17 protein-coding genes, 1 other RNA gene and 1 pseudogene are annotated in these 18,399 nt (G+C 71.4%); 15 read left to right on the top strand and 4 right to left on the bottom strand.

Annotated features, from left to right (window positions below; translation table 11 throughout):
- Positions 1 to 67 precede the first annotated feature (67 nt).
- The 13 genes from ACFWYS_RS20125 (at position 68) to ACFWYS_RS20065 (ending at position 13,291) form a co-directional block, all read left to right on the top strand.
- Positions 68 to 1,114, top strand: a complete 1,047-nt coding sequence (locus ACFWYS_RS20125) for a lytic transglycosylase domain-containing protein (RefSeq protein WP_384770721.1) — start codon at positions 68 to 70, stop codon at positions 1,112 to 1,114.
- A gap of 54 nt (positions 1,115 to 1,168) precedes the next feature.
- The gene (locus ACFWYS_RS20120; RefSeq protein ID WP_384770384.1) at positions 1,169 to 2,188 is read left to right on the top strand and encodes a sigma-70 family RNA polymerase sigma factor; all 1,020 of its coding nucleotides are present in this window, start codon (positions 1,169 to 1,171) and stop codon (positions 2,186 to 2,188) included.
- A 122-nt stretch (positions 2,189 to 2,310) separates the two neighbouring features.
- On the top strand, positions 2,311 to 3,258 hold the full coding sequence (locus tag ACFWYS_RS20115) for an ABC transporter ATP-binding protein (RefSeq protein WP_384770381.1): 948 nt from the start codon (positions 2,311 to 2,313) through the stop codon (positions 3,256 to 3,258).
- Positions 3,255 to 4,034 carry an ABC transporter permease gene (locus ACFWYS_RS20110; RefSeq protein WP_272115347.1) on the top strand — a complete coding sequence of 260 codons (780 nt, stop codon included), beginning with the start codon at positions 3,255 to 3,257 and terminating at the stop codon, positions 4,032 to 4,034. The genes ACFWYS_RS20115 and ACFWYS_RS20110 overlap by 4 nt, the downstream gene beginning before the upstream one ends.
- A gap of 3 nt (positions 4,035 to 4,037) precedes the next feature.
- The gene (locus tag ACFWYS_RS20105) at positions 4,038 to 4,841 is read left to right on the top strand and encodes an MlaE family ABC transporter permease (protein WP_384770378.1); all 804 of its coding nucleotides are present in this window, start codon (positions 4,038 to 4,040) and stop codon (positions 4,839 to 4,841) included.
- 23 nt (positions 4,842 to 4,864) lie between these two features.
- Positions 4,865 to 6,115, top strand: a complete 1,251-nt coding sequence (locus ACFWYS_RS20100; RefSeq protein ID WP_384770375.1) for an MCE family protein — start codon at positions 4,865 to 4,867, stop codon at positions 6,113 to 6,115.
- Entirely contained in the window at positions 6,112 to 7,167 is a 1,056-nt protein-coding gene (locus tag ACFWYS_RS20095) for an MCE family protein (RefSeq protein ID WP_384770372.1), read from the top strand. Before ACFWYS_RS20100 ends, ACFWYS_RS20095 begins: the two co-directional genes overlap by 4 nt.
- Positions 7,164 to 8,324, top strand: coding sequence for an MCE family protein (locus tag ACFWYS_RS20090; RefSeq protein ID WP_384770370.1), 1,161 nt, complete (start codon positions 7,164 to 7,166; stop codon positions 8,322 to 8,324). The genes ACFWYS_RS20095 and ACFWYS_RS20090 overlap by 4 nt, the downstream gene beginning before the upstream one ends.
- Positions 8,321 to 9,469: an MCE family protein gene (locus ACFWYS_RS20085; protein WP_384770367.1), complete on the top strand. Its 1,149-nt coding sequence runs from the start codon at positions 8,321 to 8,323 to the stop codon at positions 9,467 to 9,469. Before ACFWYS_RS20090 ends, ACFWYS_RS20085 begins: the two co-directional genes overlap by 4 nt.
- The gene (locus ACFWYS_RS20080; RefSeq protein WP_384770364.1) at positions 9,466 to 10,752 is read left to right on the top strand and encodes an MCE family protein; all 1,287 of its coding nucleotides are present in this window, start codon (positions 9,466 to 9,468) and stop codon (positions 10,750 to 10,752) included. The genes ACFWYS_RS20085 and ACFWYS_RS20080 overlap by 4 nt, the downstream gene beginning before the upstream one ends.
- Positions 10,749 to 12,026 carry an MCE family protein gene (locus ACFWYS_RS20075; RefSeq protein WP_384770361.1) on the top strand — a complete coding sequence of 426 codons (1,278 nt, stop codon included), beginning with the start codon at positions 10,749 to 10,751 and terminating at the stop codon, positions 12,024 to 12,026. The genes ACFWYS_RS20080 and ACFWYS_RS20075 overlap by 4 nt, the downstream gene beginning before the upstream one ends.
- The gene (locus ACFWYS_RS20070) at positions 12,023 to 12,511 is read left to right on the top strand and encodes a hypothetical protein (RefSeq protein ID WP_384770358.1); all 489 of its coding nucleotides are present in this window, start codon (positions 12,023 to 12,025) and stop codon (positions 12,509 to 12,511) included. The genes ACFWYS_RS20075 and ACFWYS_RS20070 overlap by 4 nt, the downstream gene beginning before the upstream one ends.
- 24 nt (positions 12,512 to 12,535) lie before the next feature.
- A complete protein-coding gene (locus ACFWYS_RS20065; protein WP_384770355.1) occupies positions 12,536 to 13,291 on the top strand; it encodes a hypothetical protein in 756 nt (251 codons plus the stop codon).
- A gap of 28 nt (positions 13,292 to 13,319) precedes the next feature.
- On the opposite strand, the gene rnpB is transcribed toward ACFWYS_RS20065, so the two are convergent.
- The 3 genes and pseudogenes from rnpB to ACFWYS_RS20050 all read right to left on the bottom strand — a co-directional run bounded on the left by rnpB (position 13,320) and on the right by ACFWYS_RS20050 (position 15,466).
- Positions 13,320 to 13,726, bottom strand: an RNA gene (gene rnpB, locus ACFWYS_RS20060) — RNase P RNA component class A.
- A gap of 115 nt (positions 13,727 to 13,841) precedes the next feature.
- Positions 13,842 to 14,621 (bottom strand): annotated as a pseudogene (locus tag ACFWYS_RS20055) (DMT family transporter); the annotation flags it as partial.
- Between the two features lie 20 nt (positions 14,622 to 14,641).
- Positions 14,642 to 15,466, bottom strand: a complete 825-nt coding sequence (locus ACFWYS_RS20050; protein WP_384770352.1) for a helix-turn-helix domain-containing protein — start codon at positions 15,464 to 15,466, stop codon at positions 14,642 to 14,644.
- 107 nt (positions 15,467 to 15,573) lie between these two features.
- On the opposite strand from ACFWYS_RS20050, the gene ACFWYS_RS20045 reads away from it, so the two are divergent.
- Positions 15,574 to 16,359 (top strand): MerR family transcriptional regulator, encoded by a 786-nt coding sequence (locus ACFWYS_RS20045; RefSeq protein WP_384770350.1) that lies wholly within the window; start codon positions 15,574 to 15,576, stop codon positions 16,357 to 16,359.
- Positions 16,359 to 16,970, top strand: a complete 612-nt coding sequence (locus tag ACFWYS_RS20040; protein WP_384770347.1) for a hypothetical protein — start codon at positions 16,359 to 16,361, stop codon at positions 16,968 to 16,970. The genes ACFWYS_RS20045 and ACFWYS_RS20040 overlap by 1 nt, the downstream gene beginning before the upstream one ends.
- On the opposite strand, the gene ACFWYS_RS20035 is transcribed toward ACFWYS_RS20040, so the two are convergent.
- The gene (locus ACFWYS_RS20035; protein ID WP_384770345.1) at positions 16,921 to 18,366 is read right to left on the bottom strand and encodes an RNB domain-containing ribonuclease; all 1,446 of its coding nucleotides are present in this window, start codon (positions 18,364 to 18,366) and stop codon (positions 16,921 to 16,923) included. The genes ACFWYS_RS20040 and ACFWYS_RS20035 overlap by 50 nt on opposite strands.
- Positions 18,367 to 18,399: the final 33 nt, after the last annotated feature.

Raw genomic sequence — 18,399 nt, 5'->3', positions numbered from 1 at the left:
GAGGGGACAGCACGTGGCAGGGCACGGAATCAAAGCCGCCAAGGGTACGGCGGCCGCGGTCGCGGCGATGGTCGCGCTGACGGCGTCAGGGGCACCGGGGGTGGTCGCGGATCGGGCCCCGGCACCGGGCCGGCCCCCCGCCGAGCACGGTCCCAGCGTCTCCGGCGACACCCCGTACCGCACCGAACTGCCCCCGCTGCGGACCACGCAGCGCACCGGCGAGGCGGCGCCGGCCGACGCGGCACCGGCCGACGCGGGCGCCCCGCTTCCGGCGAGCGTGTTCGCCGCGTACCGCCGTGCGGAGGACCGCCTCGCGCGCGAGGCACCCGGCTGCCGGCTGCGGTGGCAGTTGCTGGCGGCGATCGGGCAGGTGGAGTCCGGGCAGGCCCGGGGCGGGCGGGTGACCTCGGACGGTACGACCGTGACGCCGATCCTCGGACCACGGCTGGACGGCGTCGCCTTCGCACGGATCCGGGACACCGACGGCGGCGTCCACGACGGGGACGCGGTGTACGACCGTGCGGTCGGGCCGATGCAGTTCATCCCGTCGACGTGGGCCCGCTGGGGCGCGGACGGCAACGGTGACGGGCGTGCGGATCCGAACAACGTCCATGACGCGGCCCTCGCCGCCGGGCGCTACCTGTGCGCGGGCGGGCGGGATCTGTCCGTTCCGGCCGAGCTGGACCGGGCGGTCCTCGGCTACAACCACTCGGCGGCCTATCTGCGCACGGTGCGGGCCTGGTACGCGTACTTCCTGGACGGGCACCGGGTGGTGCCGGACGGTTCGGCCGGTTCCCCGGTACGTCCCGAGCCGTCGCGTTCGCCCGCGAAACCGAGGGAGGTCTCGTCGCCGCGCCCCTCCGCCCACCCGGCACCGACCCCGTCCCCGTCGGCCCCCGCCTCGCCGACCCCCGCCTCGCCGACCCCCGCCCCGTCACGGCCGGTCACCGCCCCCGAGGAGCCGGAAGAGACGGCACGGCCCCAACTCCCCCGCCCCGCCCCGGACATCGAGCTCCACGCCGACGATCTGCTCTCCGACGACGCCCCGCTGACCAGTAACAGCGCGAAATCGATGACCGCCTCCCCCTCCACAACCTCCGATACTCGGCGGTAATGTCGCCCCCCGCCGGACGGGACGAGACCGGCGGATGAGTGCGAAGGGGCCCTCATGGCGACGGAGAGGTACGCGGCCGACGAGCGTTGGCAGCGCATGTGGAGTCATCGCGAGCAGCTGCTCAAGGTGGCCCGGCGCAGGTCGATGAGTGCGGAGGACGCAGAGGACGCGGTGCACGAGGCGATGCTGCGCGCCGCGGAACGCCCCGACCTGGACGACCAGCGCCTCGCGGCCTGGCTGACGACGGTCACGATGCGGCTGTGCGTCGACCGCTACCGGCAGGTGAACCGCGAGGCCGAGGTCCGCACCAGCCCGCCCCTCGTCGCCCCCGGCCCTGTGCCCGTCGATGAGGCGGTGTGCGACCGGGCCGAGGCGAAGTGGCTGGCGGTGCGCAGCGGTGAGCTGCCCGCGCGGCAGGCCGAGGCGCTGCGGCTGAAGTCGCAGGACCTCGACGTCGGGCAGGTCGCGGTCCGGATGGGGCTCAGTTACCGGACCGTCGAGTCGCTGCTGGCCCGGGCGCGACGGACGCTGCGGCAGTCGCTGGCGGCGACGCTCGGGTTCGCGCTGTTCCTCATCGGGTGGGGCCGGCCCCGCGGCGCCGGCCGGGTGCAGGCCGTGGGGGTGGCCTCGACGGCGGCGACGCTGGTGGTGGCGGGGTTCGTGCTGCCGTACGCGCTCGACTCGGACGGGGGTGCGGGCGGGGGCGGTACGGCTCCGCGGCCCGTCGTCGCCACACCGGGTGTGGAGGCGCTGCGGACGGACGGGAGTGGTGAGGGCCGTACGCCTCGGCGGAACGCCCCCACGGCCACGGCGGCCGAGCGGAAGGCGGTTGAGTCGCCGTCCGGCGAATCGATCCTCCCGCTGTCCGTGCCGTCGCTGCCTCAGGCGTCGGTGCCGGAGGTCCCCGTGTCGCCGCTGCCGGAGCTGTCGGCGCCGGAGGTCGCGGTCCCGCGGGTGCCCGACGCGCCCGAGGTACCCGAGGCACCCGACGTTCCGGAGCTGCCCGAAGTACTCGACGTTCCGGTCACACCCTCTGCCTCGCTCCCCCTTCCGACGGCGACGCCCCTGCCGTAGATCCGCGCAAATCCCCCACCCGAAACCCGCCCGAAAAAAATCCGCCACAGAAACGACGGACTCCCGCCCCCTCCCCGTAGAGCAGATGTCAGAACTGCTCCACAGGCTGAAGGGCGGACCGGATGGGTGTCGAGATCTGTGTGGAAGGGCTGACCAAGTCCTTCGGTCACCAGGTCATCTGGCAGGACGTCTCGCTGACGCTGCCCGCCGGGGAGGTCTCGGTCATGCTCGGCCCCTCGGGCACGGGCAAGTCGGTGTTCCTCAAGACGCTCGTGGGGCTGCTGAAGCCGGAGCGCGGATCGATCACGATCCAGGGCCGGGACATCACCAGGCTGCGCGAGCACGAGCTGTACGAGGTGCGGAAGCTGTTCGGCGTGCTGTTCCAGGACGGCGCGCTGTTCGGGTCGATGAACCTGTACGACAACATCGCGTTCCCGCTGCGCGAGCACACCCGTAAGTCCGAGAGCGAGATCCGGCGCATCGTGCTGGAGAAGATGGACATGGTCGGGCTGATCGGCGCCGAGGGGAAGCTGCCCGGTGAGATCTCCGGCGGGATGCGGAAGCGGGCCGGGCTGGCCCGGGCGCTGGTGCTCGACCCGGAGATCATCCTCTTCGACGAGCCGGACTCGGGTCTCGACCCGGTCCGGGTGGCCTACCTCAACCAGCTGATCGTCGACCTCAACGCCCAGATCGACGCGACCTTCCTGATCGTCACGCACGACATCGCCTCGGCCCGCCAGGTGCCGGACAACATCGGGCTGCTGTTCCGCCGCGAGCTGGTCATGTTCGGACCCCGCGAGGAGCTGCTGACCAGCGGCGAGCCCGTCGTACGGCAGTTCCTCAACGGCAGGATGCAGGGCCCGATCGGCATGGCGGAGGAGAAGGACGCGGCCCAGGTCGAGCAGGAACTGGCCGCCCTCGGCGCCGACGGCAACCTCACACAGTCTCCCGGCAGTCAGGCTCTCACTCCCCGCCTGCTGCCGGGGCCGGGCATCCCGCGGCCACCGCGCTGGGAGGCGATCGCCCGGCGCGAGGCGGCGCTGCACCAGAAGGCGGGGGCGAGCGCATGAGCCTGTCCCGTCTGTCTCCGATCGGAGCGCTGCGGCACTCGGGGAGCCTGTTCGCGATGGCGCTGGACGTCGTCCGGACCGTCCCCCGACGGCCCTTCCAGGCAAGGGAGTTCATCCAGCAGGCGTGGTTCGTCGCGAGCGTGACGATCCTGCCGACGGCACTCGTCTCCATCCCCTTCGGCGCGGTCATCGCGCTGCAGATCGGCAGTTTGACCCGGCAGCTCGGCGCCCAGTCCTTCTCCGGGGCCGCCTCGGTGCTGGCGGTGCTGCGCGAGGCCTCGCCGATCGTCACGGCGCTGCTGATCGCGGGTGCGGGCGGCACGGCGATCTGCGCGGACCTCGGGGCGCGGAAGATCCGGGACGAGATCGACGCGATGCAGGTGCTGGGCATCGACCCGATCCACCGGCTGGTGGTGCCTCGGGTGCTGGCGTCGATGGTGGTGGCCGTGCTGCTCAACGGCCTGGTGTCGGTGGTCGGCGTGGCGGGCGGCTACTTCTTCAACGTCGTCCTGCAGAACGGCACCCCCGGCGCCTACCTGGCCTCCTTCACCACGCTCGCCCAGCTCTCCGACCTGTGGGCGGCGGAGGTCAAGGCGCTGGTGTTCGGCGCGATCGCCGCGATCGTCGCCTCGTACAAGGGGCTCACGGCGAAGGGCGGTCCGAAGGGCGTGGGCGACGCGGTGAACCAGTCGGTGGTGATCACCTTCATGTTGCTGTTCGTGACCAACTTCGTGATGACCGCGGTGTACTTCCAAGTCGTCCCGCAGAGGGGCTGAGGCATGGCGCTCTTGAAGAGTCTTGAGAGTCTGGGTACCCAACTCTCCTTCTACGGCCGCTCGTTGGCGTGGACCGGCCGCACCCTGCGCCGCTACAAGAAGGAGATCCTGCGGCTGCTCGCCGAGGTGAGCTTCGGCCGGGGCGCGCTCGCGGTGGTGGGCGGCACGGTCGGTGTGATCGCCTTCCTGTCCTTCTTCACCGGCACGGAGGTCGGTCTCCAGGGCTACGCGGCCCTCAACCAGCTCGGCACCTCCAACTTCGTCGCCTTCCTCTCGGCGTACTTCAACACCCGCGAGATCGCCCCGCTGGTGGCGGGACTCGCCCTCTCCGCGACGGTCGGCGCCGGGTTCACGGCGCAGCTGGGCGCGATGCGGATCAGCGAGGAGACCGACGCGCTGGAGGTGATGGGGGTGCCCTCGCTGCCGTTCCTGGTGACGACGAGGATGATCGCCGGGTTCGTGGCCGTGATCCCGCTGTACGTGATCGGCCTGCTCTCCTCCTACCTGGCCGCCCGCACCATCACCACCGGCTACTACGGGCAGTCGGCCGGCACCTACGACCACTACTTCCAGCAGTACCTGCCCCCGGTCGACGTGCTGTGGTCGTTCGGCAAGGTGCTCGTCTTCGCCGTCCTGATCATCCTCGTCCACTGCTTCTACGGCTACTACGCGAGCGGCGGGCCGGCGGGCGTCGGCGTGGCCGTGGGCCGTGCGGTGCGGACCTCGATCGTGGCGATCAACGTCCTGGACTTCTTTCTGTCGCTGGCGATCTGGGGCGCCAGCACGACCGTACGGATCGCGGGGTGAGCCGCCGAATGAAGGTGCGCCGTATGAGGGTGCTGAGACTGCGGCTGTACGGCGTCGTGTTCATCGCCGTACTCGCACTGCTGCTGTCGTTGTCCGTCGCCGTGTACCGCCAGGCCTTCACGCCGGTGGTACGGATCACGCTGGAGGCCGACAGCCTCGGCAACCAGCTCGATCCACAGGCCGACGTCAAGCTGCGCGGGCTGCTGGTCGGCGAGGTGCGCGAGGTGCACGCCGACGGGACGAAGGCGCGGCTCGACATCGCGCTCAAGCCGGAGCATGTCGGGTACATCCCGTCGGACGTGCACGCACGGCTGCTGCCGAAGACGCTCTTCGGCGAGAAGTACGTCGACCTGGTGCCGCCCACCGGCACCGGGTCCGCGTCGGCCCGCCCGATCCGCGCCGGTGACGTCATCACCCAGGACCGCACCCGGGTCGGCATCGAGATGCAGCAGCTGATGAACGACCTGCTGCCCCTGCTGCGCACGGTCCGGCCCGGCAAGCTCAACGCCACGCTCTCCGCCTTCGCCACCGCCCTCGAAGGCCGCGGTGACCGCATCGGCGACAACCTCACCCGCCTGGAGGCCTACCTGCGCCGCCTCAATCCCCATCTGCCGTCCCTCACCGCGGACATCGCCCGCTTCGCCGAGGTCGCCGAGGTGTACGGCGACGCGGCGCCCGACCTGATGGAGCTGTTGCGCAACACGGTCACCACCAGCCGCACGCTCGTGGAGCAGAAGGACCGGCTGGCGGCCGCGCTGAAGACCACGGCGACCGTCGCGGGCACGACCGAGGACTTCCTCGACGTGAACGGCGGCCGGCTGATCACCCTCGGCAGCGTCTCGCGCCCGACGCTTGAGCTGTTCGCCCGCTACTCCCCCGAGTACCCGTGTCTGCTGGCCGGCCTGGTCCGGCAGGAGAGGGCCTCGGAGGAGGCGTTCCGGGGCGGGAAGATGCACATCACCCTGGAGGTCGTACGGCCGCAGGGGGCGTACGAACCCGGCGAGGAGCCGCGCTACGGCGAGCGGTCGGGGCCCGACTGCCGCGATCTGCCGAGTCCCCCGGTGCCGGCGCCCGGCGTTCACCTCAACGACGGTTCACGGTCGGTGAGTTCGTCCGCGTCCGGGCCGCGCGGGGCGTCCGCCACCCGGGCCGAGCAGCGGGCCGTCGGCTCGCTCGTGGCGCCCGTCCTGGGCGTGCCCGCCGACGAGGTGCCGCCGGTCGCGACGCTGCTGTTCGGGCCGTTGGCACGCGGGACGGCGGTGAGTGTGGCATGAGGAGCACCGGAGGGGCCCGGCAGACGGCTGCCCCGCTCATCAAGTTCTGCCTCTTCGCGCTGGTGACGGTGGTGGCGACGGCCCTGCTGGCCGCCACCATCGTGAACATCTCCCTCGCCCGGGAGCATCGCTATCACGCGGTGTTCAGCGACGTCACCGGACTGGAGGAGGGCGACGACATCCGGGTGGCCGGGGTGCGGGTCGGCGAGGTCGAGGGCATCCGGATCAAGGGCCGGACGCTGGCCGAGGTCACCTTCACGGTCACCGAGAACCGGCCGCTGCTGACCAGCACGGGCGCGGTCATCCGGTACCGCAACCTGGTCGGCCAGCGGTACGTCGCGCTCACCGAGGGCACGGGCGACGGCACCCGGCCGCTGCGCCCCGGCGCGACGATCCCGCTGTCGCGCACCCAGCCCGCCCTTGACCTCAACGCGCTGCTGAACGGCTTCAAGCCGCTGTTCGCCGCGCTCAGCCCGAACGACGTCAACCAGCTCGCCACCGAGATCATCAGGACCCTTCAGGGCGAGGGCGGCACCGTCAACAGCCTGCTGATGCACACGGCGTCGCTCACCTCGACGCTGGCCGGCCGCGACAAGCTGATCGGCTCGGTGATCGACAACCTCGGCACCGTGCTGGAGACCCTCGACAAGCGCGGCGCCCGCTTCTCCGGCCTGCTCAAGCAGCTGCGCCGGGTCATCTCGGGGCTGTCCGCCGACCGCAAGCCGATCGGGCAGTCCCTGGTGAGCATCGGCGATCTGACGGAGGCCACCTCGGGCCTGCTGAAGGACGCGCGCCCGCCGCTGAAGGACGACCTCGCCGAGCTGACCGATCTCACCGGAACGCTGAACGACAACGACAAGACCGTGGAGGGCGTGCTGAAGCGGCTGCCGAACAAGCTGGGCGAGCTGACGGGGACGGCGTCCTACGGCTCGTGGTTCAACTTCTACCTGTGTGACTTCGACGGCCGGATCGTGCTGCCGAAGACGAAGTCGGCGTCACAGCGGGCGCTCACGCCGGAGATGCATGTGGCGAGGGCGAGGTGCGGGGCATGAGCCGCAAGAACCGCCCGGAGCCGCTGTTCAAGGTCCGCGTGGAACCGCCCAGGCTGCCGCGGATACGGCTGCCGAAGGTACGGCTGCTGCCGCGCCGCAAGCCCCGCCCACAACCGCTGTTCAAGGTGCGGGTCGAGCCGCCCCGCATACGGCTCCCCCGTATCCGGCGCCCGCGCCTCTCCCCCTTCCGCGAGCGCAATCCCGTCGTCATCGGCGCGGTGGGCCTCACCGTCCTCGCGCTGCTGGCCGTGGCCGCGTTCAACGCCGACCGCCTGCCGGTGATCGGCGACGGCGAGACGTACAGCGCGGCCTTCGCGGAGGCGGGCGGGCTCAAGCCGGGTGACGAGGTGCGGATCGCCGGGGTCAAGGTCGGCAAGGTGAAGGAGGTCGACCTGGACGGCGACCACGTCAAGGTCACCTTCAAGATCAAGGGCGAGCCGGGCTTCGGCACCGACACCGGCGCGTCGATCCGGGTCAGGACGATCCTCGGCGCGAAGTACCTCGCCCTGCACCCGAAAGGGAAGGGCCAGTTGCAGCCCGGTACCGAGATACCGCTGAAGCGCACGGTCCCCGCGTACGACGTCGTACAGGCGTTCAGCGATCTCACCACCACGACGGAGAAGGTCGACACCGACCGCGTGGCGAAGGCCCTGGACACCCTCTCCACCACCTTCGAGGACTCCCCGGAAGAGGTACGGGCCTCCCTCAACGGCCTGTCGCGGATCTCCCGGACCGTGGCCTCGCGCGACAAGGCGCTGCGCGAGCTGCTCGCCCACGCGAAGGGTGTCACGGGCGTCCTGGCCGACCGCTCCGGGGACTTCACGGCCCTGGTCAAGGACGGCGACAAGCTGTTCAAGGAGATCAGCAGGCGCCGCGAGGCCATCCACCGGCTGCTGAAGAGCTCCGCCGCGCTCGGCATCCAGCTCTCCGGCCTGGTCCAGGACAACGACAAGGAGATCGGGCCCGCCCTCAAGGGCCTGAACGGCGTGGTGGACATGCTCGAACGGAACCAATCCAGTCTGGACCGGAGCATCAAGCTCCTCGCGCCATATGTACGGCTCTTCACCAACACCCTGGGCAACGGCCGCTGGTTCGACTCCTACGTCCAGAACCTGGTCGCCGCTCCGGTGGAGCCGAGGACGGGAGGGGTGCGGTGAGCGGCCGTCGGTATTGGAAGAGGTGGGCGGCCCTGTGCTTGGCGCTGGTCCTGGTCGCCGCGCTCATGTACGTCCTGTGGCCGCGCCCGGAACCGGTCCGTGTCACCGCGTACTTCCCGCGCACGGTCGGCATCTACCCCGGCTCGGACGTCCGTGTGCTGGGCGTCCGGATCGGTGAGGTCGAGACGATCACGCCGGAGGGCGGCCGGGTCCGGGTGGAGCTGAAGTTCGACGCGGACCGCAAGGTCCCGGCGGACGCCCAGGCCGCGATCATCAACTCCTCGGTCGTCAGCGACCGTTACGTACAGCTGCTGCCGGTGTACCGGGGCGCCGGTCCGGTGCTGCGGTCCGGGGACGAGATCCCCGAGTCGCGTACGGCCGTACCCGTCGAACTGGACCGTGTCTTCGACAGCCTCCACACCACCGCCGAGGCGCTCGGCCCCAAGGGCGCCAACAAGGACGGCGCCCTGTCCCGGCTGCTGGGCGTGAGCGCGGACAACCTGGACGGCCAGGGCAAGAACCTCAACCAGACGGTCGAGGACCTCTCGAAGGCGGTCACCACCCTCTCCGACGGGCGCACCGACATGTTCGGCACGGTCCGCAACCTCCAGGTCTTCACGGCGGCGCTGGCGGCCGACGACAAGAGCGTGCGGTCGTTCAACAGCAGCCTCGCGAAGGTCGCCGACCAACTCGCCGGTGAGCGCCAGGACTTGGCGGCCGCGCTGAAGAACCTCGGGACGGCGCTGGGCGACGTGTCCGCCTTCGTCAAGAGGAACAAGAACTCACTCACCTCGAACGTGGAGGGTCTCAGCAAGGTGACCAAGGTGCTCGTCACCCAACGGGCGGCGCTGCAGGAGCTGCTGGAGGTGGCGCCGACCGGCCTGTCGAACCTCAACAACGCCTACAACCCGTCGGCCGGCACCCTCGACACCCGCAACAACGCCGACCAGGCGCAGGATCCGGCGTCGCTGCTGTGCTCGGTACTGAGGACGACGGGAGACGAGGGCGGCAAGAACCCGGACTGCGCGGAGCTGAGGGAGTTGTTCGACTCCCTGCCGGAGGTACCGGCGGTGCCGCAGGACGGCGCGGCGGTCACGGGCACGGTCGACCGCACGCTCGGCGGAATCCTGGGGGCGAGGGCATGAGCGGGCTGCGCAAGGGCGGAGCGGTGGCCTGGGCGGCGGTCGGCTCGCTGTTCCTCACCGGCTGCGAGTTCAACGGCTGGTACGACGTCCAACTACCCGGCGGCGCGGCCTCGGACGGCCACGCCTACCACGTCACCGTCGAGTTCCGTGACGTACTCGACCTGGTGCCGCAGTCGGCGGTCAAGGTCAACAACGTGACCGTCGGTGCGGTCGAGAAGGTGCAGCTGCGGGGCTGGCACGCGCGCGTACGCCTCCGGGTCGCCGACTCGGTGCGGCTGCCCGGCAACGCGATCGCGGAGCTACGGCAGACCAGCATGCTCGGCGAGAAGTACGTGGCGCTGTCGAAGCCGACGAGCACGGCGCCGGTCGGCCGCCTCACCGACGGCGATGTGATCCCCCTGTCCCGCAGTGGCCGCAACCCGGAGATCGAGGAGGTGCTGTCCGCGCTGTCGGCCCTGCTCAACGGCGGCGGGGTGGCCCAGCTCAAGACGATCACCGTGGAGCTGAACAAGGCGATGGAGGGGCGGGAGAACCGGGTCAGGTCGCTGTTGAAGGAGCTGGACGTCTTCCTGGGCGGACTGGACCGACAGAAGGCGGACATCGTCCGCGCGCTGAAGGCCGTGGACCGGCTCGCCGAGCGACTCGGCAAGGAGAAGAAGACCATCGCCGAGGCGGTGGAGGAGATGCCACCCGCTCTCAAGGTCCTGGCCGACCAGCGCCGCGACCTGACGAGGATGCTGACGGCCCTGTCGAAGCTGGGCCGGACCGGCACCAAGGTGGTCAACGCCTCCCACGACGACACGGTCGCCAACCTCCAGCAGCTCCGCCCGATCCTGCAACAGCTCAACAAGGCGGGCGACGATCTGCCCAACTCCCTTGAGCTGATGACGACTTACCCGTTCCCGCGCAACGCCGTGGACGCCATCAAGGGCGACTACGTCAACCTGCACATCACGGCGGACCTCGACCTGGCCGGGATCTACGGCAACCTGACGGACAAGCCGGGCGGAGACGGGGGCAAGGACCGGCCCGAGCTCCCCGGGACTCCGGACGCACCTGATCTCCCGGATGTCCCGAACCTCCCGGAGCTGCCCGGCGTGCCGACGCCCACGGCGTTGCCGAACCGCCCGAGCGCGCCGTCGTCACCCTCGGCCCCGTCCGGGGGCGGCGGAGACCCGCTGTGCCCGCCGGTCTGCACGGCCGGCTATGCGACCGAGGGCGACTGGCCCGAGGGAATCGACCTGGAACTCGCCGAGCTGATGCTGAAGGGGGTCCAGCCGTGATCACCCGTACCGTCAAGGTCCAACTCCTGGCCTTCGCCACCCTCACCGCCGTAGGAGTGTCGTACGTGGGCGCCGAGTACACGGGGCTGGTGGACGACGTCCTGGACCGCGGCTACACGGTCCGCGCCGACTTCGCCGACTCCGGGGGCGTCTTCCCCGGCGCCGAGGTGACGTATCGCGGGGTGCCGGTGGGCAAGGTGGGCGCGATGCACCTGACGGGCAAGGACGGCGTATCGATCGCCCTGGACCTGGACGACGACGCGCCCCGCATCCCGGAGAACACCCTCGCCGTGGTGGCGAACCGCTCGGCGGTGGGCGAGCAGTACGTCGACCTCCAGCCGCGCGCCTCCCACGGCCCGTACCTTCTGGACGGCAGCGGCATCCCGCGTCGCAACACCCGCGTACCGCTGCCGACGACGGACATGGTCCTCAGCCTGGACCGCCTGGTGAACTCGGTCGGCAGGAAAGACCTCCAGGTGACGGTCGACGAGCTGGGCGAGGCCTTCGCCGGAACCGGCCCGGACCTGAGCCGCCTGGTGAACTCGGGCAACGAGCTGGTGGAGTCGGCGTCGGACGCCCTGCCGGAGACGATCACGCTGATCGAGGACTCCCGGAAGGTCCTGAAGACACAGGCGGACCAGGGCTCGTCGATCAAGTCCTTCGCACACGATCTGGCGGCCCTGTCGGCCCAGCTGAAGGCGAGCGACGGGGACCTGCGCAAGCTGATCGGCAACGCGCGACCGGCGGCGCAGGAGGTGAACTCGCTGCTGAAGTCGGCGGGGCCCGAGCTGTCGGTCCTGCTGGCGAACCTGATCAGCGGCGGCCGGGTGACGCTGGCCCGCCTCCCCGGCGTGGAACAGGCCCTGGTCACCTTCCCGGCGATGGTGGCGGGCAGCTACACGGTCATCCCGGGCGACGGCACCACCCACTTCGGCCTCGTGGTGAACGCGGACGACCCACCCGCCTGCACCCAGGGCTACGGCACGACCCGCCGCGACCCGTCGGACACCAGCACACGCGAGGCGAACACGAACGCCCGCTGCACGCTGCCGCGGGGCAGCGAGTCCTCGGTGAGGGGCGCGCAGAACGCGCCCGGCGCATCGGCCTCGTACGGCAGCTCGAACCAGTCGGCGTACGTCACCCCGTACGACCCACAGACCGGCACCACCACCGGCCCGGACGGAAGGGCCCTGAAGATCGGCACGACGGGCGGCCAGCGGGCCGTGTTCGGAAAGGAGTCGTGGCAATGGCTGCTCGTTGGCCCCATGGCATGAAGCTGAAGCGACCGAGGACGCTGACGGCCGCCCTCGTCACGGCGACCACCGTGACCGCGGCCCTGGCGATCTACCTGTCCCTGGGCCTGCACGCCCAGCACGAGACGGACCAGCGCCGCCAGGACATCCTGTCCGCGGCCCGCCAGTCGGCACTGAACTTCACCTCGCTCGACTACCGGCACTACGGCCGCGACAGCGCGAACGTCCTGTCGGGCGCGACCGGCGACTTCAAGAAACAGTTCGCGGCACAGACGGCCCAGCTGACGAAGCTGGTGGCCCAGAACAAGTCGGTCTCCGAAGGCCAGATCCTGGAGGCGGGCATCGTCCGCTCCGACACCGACTCGGCCCGCGTCCTGGTGGTGGCCGACAGCAGGGTGACGAACACGGCGGTACCGAAGGGCGAGGCACGCACGTACCGCCTCCAGCTCGACCTGGTCCACCGGGACGGCCACTGGCTGACGTCGGACGTCGAGTTCGTCGGCTGACAAGCACCAACGAGGAGTACGACCATGACGAAGACGACAGCCGGCCGCGCCCCCGGCACCCGGCGCACCATGACGGCGGCGGCCCGCGCCGCGGCCAAGCGCGCCGAGCGCGGCCACAGCGAACCGGCCCCGGAGCCCACGTCCGCCGGACGCACCGTACTCATCGACGCCCCGAAGAACGGCTGGACCGACCCGCCCGAGCCGTCACCGGAGTCCTTCGAGCCCGAGGGAGCCGCCCCGCCGGAGGAGCCGGACAGCCCCCGACACCAAAGGCTGCTCACCGCACTCCCGCTCACCGCACTGCTCACGGTCCTGCTCACGGCGGGCCTGGTGGCGGCGGCCGTACTGGGGTGGCAGTACCGGGACGGACACCTGACGGAGAGCGCCCGGGCCGAGGCGGTCGCGGCGGCCCGCCGGGCGGCACCGGCCGTCCTGTCCTACGACTACCGCCACCTGGACCGGGACTTCGCGACGGCCCGCACCCATCTGACCGGCGACTTCCGCGACGAGTACGCGAAGACCACGAAGGCCGTGGTCGGCCCGACAGCCGAGAAGTACCACGGCGTGGTGAAGGCAACGATCGCCGCCCCTGCCTCCGGCGGTTCCCCGGCGACGTCCGTCGTATCAGCCACGCCGGAGAAGGTCGTCGTCCTCCTCTTCGTCAACCAGGTCACCGAGAGCACCCAGGTCTCGGGCTCGCGGGTGGATCTGAACCGAGTGCGGATGACGATGTCCCGCACGGACGACGGGTGGAAGGTGAGCGCGGTGGACGCGCTCTGAACCTGTCGGCGGCGAACAGGCCGAGCGGCAGACGAGTCGGGCTGTACGCCGGGTTCTGTTCCCAGGGTTCCTCGCGGAGCCCTGGGCGACGGCCATCCATCTAGGACCGGTGTTGCCACCGGCCTCGTGCGGTCTACCCGCGGACTCGGGCGGGCAGCCCTCGAACGTCCGCGCAGGGTCGCCTTTTACAGCGGCCCCTTCTTGACCTTGCTCCGGGTGGGGTTTACCTAGCTGCCCAGGTCGCCCTGGGCACTGGTGGTCTCTTACACCACCGTTTCACCCTTACCGAGGACCGAGGTCCCCGGCGGTTTGCTTTCTGTGGCACTGTCCCGCGGGTCACCCCGGGTGGCCGTTAGCCACCACCCTGCCCTGTGGAGCCCGGACGTTCCTCGGGGAGGTCCACAAGGGCCTCCACGCGGCCGTCCGCCCGGCTCGTCTGCCGTGTCGACCATGTTACCGGGCGGGCGTCCCTCTTCGGTCCACCGCTCGTCGCCAGGACCGATCCCGCCAGGATCAGGGCGAAGGCCGCCACGATGCCGGTGGTCAGGGGCTCGTCCAGGAACACCGCCCCCGCCGCCACCGCGACCGCCGGGTTGACGTAGGTGAAGACCGTCGCCCGGGTCGGGCCGACCTCCTTGATCAGCTCCAGGAAGGCCACGAAGGCGACCGCCGTGCAGATCACGCCCAGGGCGGCCAGGGCCGTCAGGACCTCGGCCGACGGGAGCGAGGACGGCCGGGTCAGGGCGGCCGCCGGCGCGTAGACCAGTGCGGCCAGCGCCAGGCACGGGGCCGTGAGCTGGAGGGACGGTATGTCCTTCAGCCAGCGCGCCGCGATCAAGGGGGCCGTGGCGTAGCCGAGCACCGTCAGCAGCACCTCGCCCAGCGAGCGGGCGTCGCCGCCGGTGAGGTGCGGGACGGTGAGGACCGCCACGCCGGCCAGGCCGAGGCCGAGGCCGGTCAGCCGCCGGGCGCCCAGGTGCTCGGCGCTGCCGAAGAAGCGGGCGAGGGCGATGCCGACGATCGGTACGCCCGCGATCAGCAGGCCGGCCGTGGAGCTGGAGAGGTGGCGTTCGGCGTCGGTCAGGGTCCACCAGGGGCCCATGATCTCTATGCACGCGAAGGCCAGCATCGGGCGCCAGTGGCGTCGTATCGTGCGGGTCAGTCCGCCCTGCCGGATCGCGAAGGGGAGCAGGAGCGCGGCGGCCAGCGCACATCGCGTGAACACCACCACCGACGGGGAGACCGCCTCCACCGCCACCTTGATCATCAGATACGGGATGCCCCAGACCACGCCCATCAGGGCGAACAGAAACCAGCCACGTGCAGTCATGCGGCCGAGTTTCGGCCGGGTCAGCGTCCGCTGTCTTGAACGCTGTTGCGGTACGCCGCCGGGGTCACGCCGAGTACACGGCGGAACCAGCGGGTGAGGTGTGCCTGGTCCGCGAAGCCGACCAGCCCCGCGACCTCCGCCGGGCGCAGGCCCGACTCCAGCAGACGGCGTGCCCGGTTCACCCGGTACTGGGCGAGCCATGCGTAGGGCGGTACCCCCATCGTCGTACGGAAGGCCCGGAGCAGCTGGTAGCGGGACAGGCCCAGGTCCGTGGCCAGGGCGGCGAGGGAGGGCGGGGCCGTGAGCTCGTCGGCGAGGCGGTCGCGTACGGCGTGCGCGATGCCGGAGGCGCCGGGGACCGTGTCGCTCGTCGCGCGGGCCGTGGAGTGGCGGCGGGCCAGGGCGGTCAGCAGCCAGGGGATGCGGGACTCGGCCTCCAGGGGGTCGGGGCAGGCGGCGAGTTCGGTGTGCGTGAGGCGTAGGGCGGTGGCCAGTTCGGGGTCGTCGAGGAGGGGGTCGTGGAAGTGCGGGACGGCGGTGCCGAGGGTGCCGTCGGTCAGCAGCGGCGTCCCGGCGTACAGGGCCCGGTAGGCGTAGCCCTCGGCGGCCGCCGGGCGGCCCGTGTGCATCTCCCCCGGTGCCAGTACGACGATGGAGCCCGGGCCGGGACGGATACGGCCGCCGCGGTAGTCGATGACCTCACTGCCGCCGACGCAGACGCCGATCGTGAACTCGTCATGGGCGTGCGGGGCGTACACATGCCGGTCGAAGCGGGCCGTCAGAAGATCGAGTGGGGGCCCGCCCCGGCCCAGCCGCGCTCTGGTCCACCGCGCCTGTTCAGCCACCTCGCACCCCCTGTCTCGTCAATGGAGCAACACCGCGAGGCCCGGTTTCCATGCCGCCGGAGGCGTCCGCTTGACCCTGCCGCAACGTCAGCGTTTCTACTGATCCCATGCGAATCGGAGAACTCGCCGTCGCCGTCGGCGTCACCACGCGGACCGTGCGGCACTACCACCATCAGGGGCTGCTGCCCGAGCCCGAGCGGCGGCCCAACGGATATCGGGACTACACGCTGCGGCATGCCGTCGTGCTGGCGCGGATCCGGCGGCTGACCGAGTTGGGGCTGGGGCTCGCGGAGGTGCGGGACGTGCTCGCCGAGGACGCGGGGAAGGATCTTGTCGAGGTGCTGAGCGAGCTCGACGAGGATCTCGCCCGGCAGGAGGCCGCCGTCCGGGAGCGGCGGGAGCGGCTGCGGGCGTTGCTGGAGACGGAGGGCGGGCTGCCTGTCGAGGGGCCCGTGTCGCCTCAACTGGCAGCTCTCTTCCGGGACATGGCGCCCGTCGTCGCCGACTCCCCCATGGCCGCCAAGGACCGCGAGGTGCTCGCGCTGATCGAGACCACGGCCGATCCCGAGGAGCGGGAGCAGCTCATGGGCGCGCTGGGGAGTGCGTTCGACCGACCGGGCGGCAAGGAGCGGGCCGTGGCCGCCTACGCCCTGCTCGACGAGCTCGCCGACGCCGACCCCGCCGACCCGCGCGTGGACGAGGCGGCCCGTGCCCTCGCCGACTGTCTGCCCCGCGATCTGCTCCCGGAGACGTTGGAGGTCGACCCCGACAGCAGCTTCCTGCGCGCCTTCTACGCCGACTTCGCCCCGGCCCAGGCGGAGGCCATCCGCCGCACCTTGCGCCTGCTCATGGACATGGACATGGGAATGGACATGGAAGGGGACGGACCGTGATGCGCGCCGCGCACGTCCTTGTCCGGCACGAGCTGCGACTCGTCGTCAGTCTCTGGCTGTGGGTCGCCCGGCGGCGGCACGGGCTCGGTGAGGGCACCGGCTTCGGGTACTCGCGCGGGCAGGGCCCGATGATGCTGGGGTTCGGATTCGTGGTCGCGATCGAGTCGATCACGATGTCCGTGCTGCTGCGGAACCACCCGGCCGTGCAACGGGCGTGGTTCATGGTGGACATGTACACCCTCCTGATCATCATCGGGATGCACGCCGCCTCCGTCGTACGACCGCACGTCCTCGACGCCGGCTCCCTGCGCGTCCGGCGTGCCGCGCACGTCGATCTGCGCATCCCGCTGGAGAAGATCGCGCACGTGCGGCGCGAGTTGCGCACCACCCATGAGCGGGCCGACGGTGAGCTCGACCTCGCTGTCGGGGCGCAGACCGCCGTGACGCTCGAACTCACCGAGCCCGTCGTCCACTTGACCTTCCTCGGCCGCCGTCGGGACATCCGCCTGGTCCGCTTCCACGCCGACGACGCCGACAGCCTCGTACAAGAAATCCAGGCGATCAGGCAGGCTCGAAGCGCACCTTCGCCGCTCCCGGATCTGCCTGTGTGAGCCGGGCCCGCAGCCGCTCCCCCAGCGGCAGCCGCTCCCCGTGCCCGGCCTCGATCCGGCCGATGATCGCCGGGGACTCCAACTGCACGGTCCCGACGGCGGGTCGGCGCTCATCGACCTCCACCACCCAGCCGTCGAACACCTCCCCCACCCGGTCCCTGAGCAGCGCCGCCTCCACGATGTCGACGCACTCCCGCTCGACCGTGCCCGCGCGCCGCGCGCCCTCGGCCATCCGGGCGGGCAGCGCGTCGAGGGCGGCCGACACCCAGTCGGGGACCGCCTCGCCCGCGGCGGCCGCGAGGCAGATCTCGGAGGCGTACCGGTCGGCGAGACGGCGCAGGGGTGCCGTGCAGTGGGCATAGGGGGCGGCGACGGCGGAGTGGGTGGTGATGCCGGGCAGCACTCCCTCCCTGAAGACCGTGTAGCCCGCGCCGCGCAACAGCGTCGTGCACTCCTGGAGGAAGGCCGCGTGGTGCGGGCGGTGCGGGTCCAGGGAGCGGACGAGTTCGGCGTACGAGACGTGGTGCGGCCACACGATGTGCAGGGCGTGTGCGGTGTGGCGGAGGCGGCCGACCGCACCGTCGGGGGCGGCGGGGAGGGTGCGCAGGATGCCGGTGCCGTGGGCCAGCATCAGGTCGGCGGCGGCCATTCCGGTCAGCAGGGAGAGCTGGGCGTTCCAGCCGTCGGCGGGGAGCGGTGCGCGATAGGCGAGTTCATATGTGTGGTCGTGCTCGACGATCTCCTGCTCCGGCACGCGCAGCGAGATCCCGCCGCGCTCCACCTCCAGCCGTTCCCGCAGCTCCCCGACCTCCTTCAGCAGCGCCAGCGGCTCCTCGGCGGTCCCCGCGTCGATCCGCCGCTGCACACCCGCGTAGTCCAGCTTGGCCCGGCTGCGGACGAGGGCGCGGCGGACGTCGACGGCGAGGGTACGGCCGTCCCCGTCGAGGTCGATCGTCCACAGGACGGCCGGCCGGTCCTGGTCCGGGAGCAGGCTCGCCGCGCCCTCGCTGAGCGGCTCGGGGTGGAGCGGGACGCGCTCGTCGGGGAAGTACAGGGTGGTCACCCTCCGGTGCGCCTCCCGGTCGAGCGCGCCCGACGGTACGACGAAGGCGGCGACGTCCGCGATGGCGTACCGGACGCGGTAGCCGGTGCCCTGCCGGGACAGGTGCAGCGCCTGGTCGAGGTCGGTGGAGGCGGGAGGGTCGATGGTGAGGAAGGGGATGTCCGTGGCGTCGTACGACGACGGTGGGGCGGGGGCCTTCGCGGCTTGCTCGGCCTCCGCCAGCACCTCGGGCGGGAAACCTCCCGAGACGCCGAGTTCGGTACGCAGCGTGGCGAGGGCGGCCCGGAGGGGGGCCTCGGGGGCGCCGGTCACGCGGATGTGGCGGCGGGGCATAGGACGAGCGTAGGGCCGGGGTCTTCCGGTGGC

Source organism: Streptomyces sp. NPDC059010 (assembly GCF_042740355.1).
Taxonomy (GTDB): Bacteria; Actinomycetota; Actinomycetes; order Streptomycetales; family Streptomycetaceae; genus Streptomyces.
The sequence above is the reverse complement of the archived record's forward strand: the minus strand, read 5'-3'. Positions and strand labels throughout refer to the sequence as shown.

Bases quoted from the DNA above. Each gene is read 5' to 3' on its own strand.
- ACFWYS_RS20125 (WP_384770721.1), top strand. From the start codon at position 68: ATGGTCGCGCTGACGGCGTCAGGGGCACCGGGGGTGGTCGCGGATCGG.
- ACFWYS_RS20120 (WP_384770384.1), top strand. From the start codon at position 1,169: ATGGCGACGGAGAGGTACGCGGCCGACGAGCGTTGGCAGCGCATGTGG.
- ACFWYS_RS20115 (WP_384770381.1), top strand. From the start codon at position 2,311: ATGGGTGTCGAGATCTGTGTGGAAGGGCTGACCAAGTCCTTCGGTCAC.
- ACFWYS_RS20110 (WP_272115347.1), top strand. From the start codon at position 3,255: ATGAGCCTGTCCCGTCTGTCTCCGATCGGAGCGCTGCGGCACTCGGGG.
- ACFWYS_RS20105 (WP_384770378.1), top strand. From the start codon at position 4,038: ATGGCGCTCTTGAAGAGTCTTGAGAGTCTGGGTACCCAACTCTCCTTC.
- ACFWYS_RS20100 (WP_384770375.1), top strand. From the start codon at position 4,865: ATGAGGGTGCTGAGACTGCGGCTGTACGGCGTCGTGTTCATCGCCGTA.
- ACFWYS_RS20095 (WP_384770372.1), top strand. From the start codon at position 6,112: ATGAGGAGCACCGGAGGGGCCCGGCAGACGGCTGCCCCGCTCATCAAG.
- ACFWYS_RS20090 (WP_384770370.1), top strand. From the start codon at position 7,164: ATGAGCCGCAAGAACCGCCCGGAGCCGCTGTTCAAGGTCCGCGTGGAA.
- ACFWYS_RS20080 (WP_384770364.1), top strand. From the start codon at position 9,466: ATGAGCGGGCTGCGCAAGGGCGGAGCGGTGGCCTGGGCGGCGGTCGGC.
- ACFWYS_RS20070 (WP_384770358.1), top strand. From the start codon at position 12,023: ATGAAGCTGAAGCGACCGAGGACGCTGACGGCCGCCCTCGTCACGGCG.
- ACFWYS_RS20065 (WP_384770355.1), top strand. From the start codon at position 12,536: ATGACGAAGACGACAGCCGGCCGCGCCCCCGGCACCCGGCGCACCATG.
- ACFWYS_RS20045 (WP_384770350.1), top strand. From the start codon at position 15,574: ATGCGAATCGGAGAACTCGCCGTCGCCGTCGGCGTCACCACGCGGACC.
- ACFWYS_RS20040 (WP_384770347.1), top strand. From the start codon at position 16,359: ATGCGCGCCGCGCACGTCCTTGTCCGGCACGAGCTGCGACTCGTCGTC.
- ACFWYS_RS20035 (WP_384770345.1), bottom strand. From the start codon at position 18,366: ATGCCCCGCCGCCACATCCGCGTGACCGGCGCCCCCGAGGCCCCCCTC.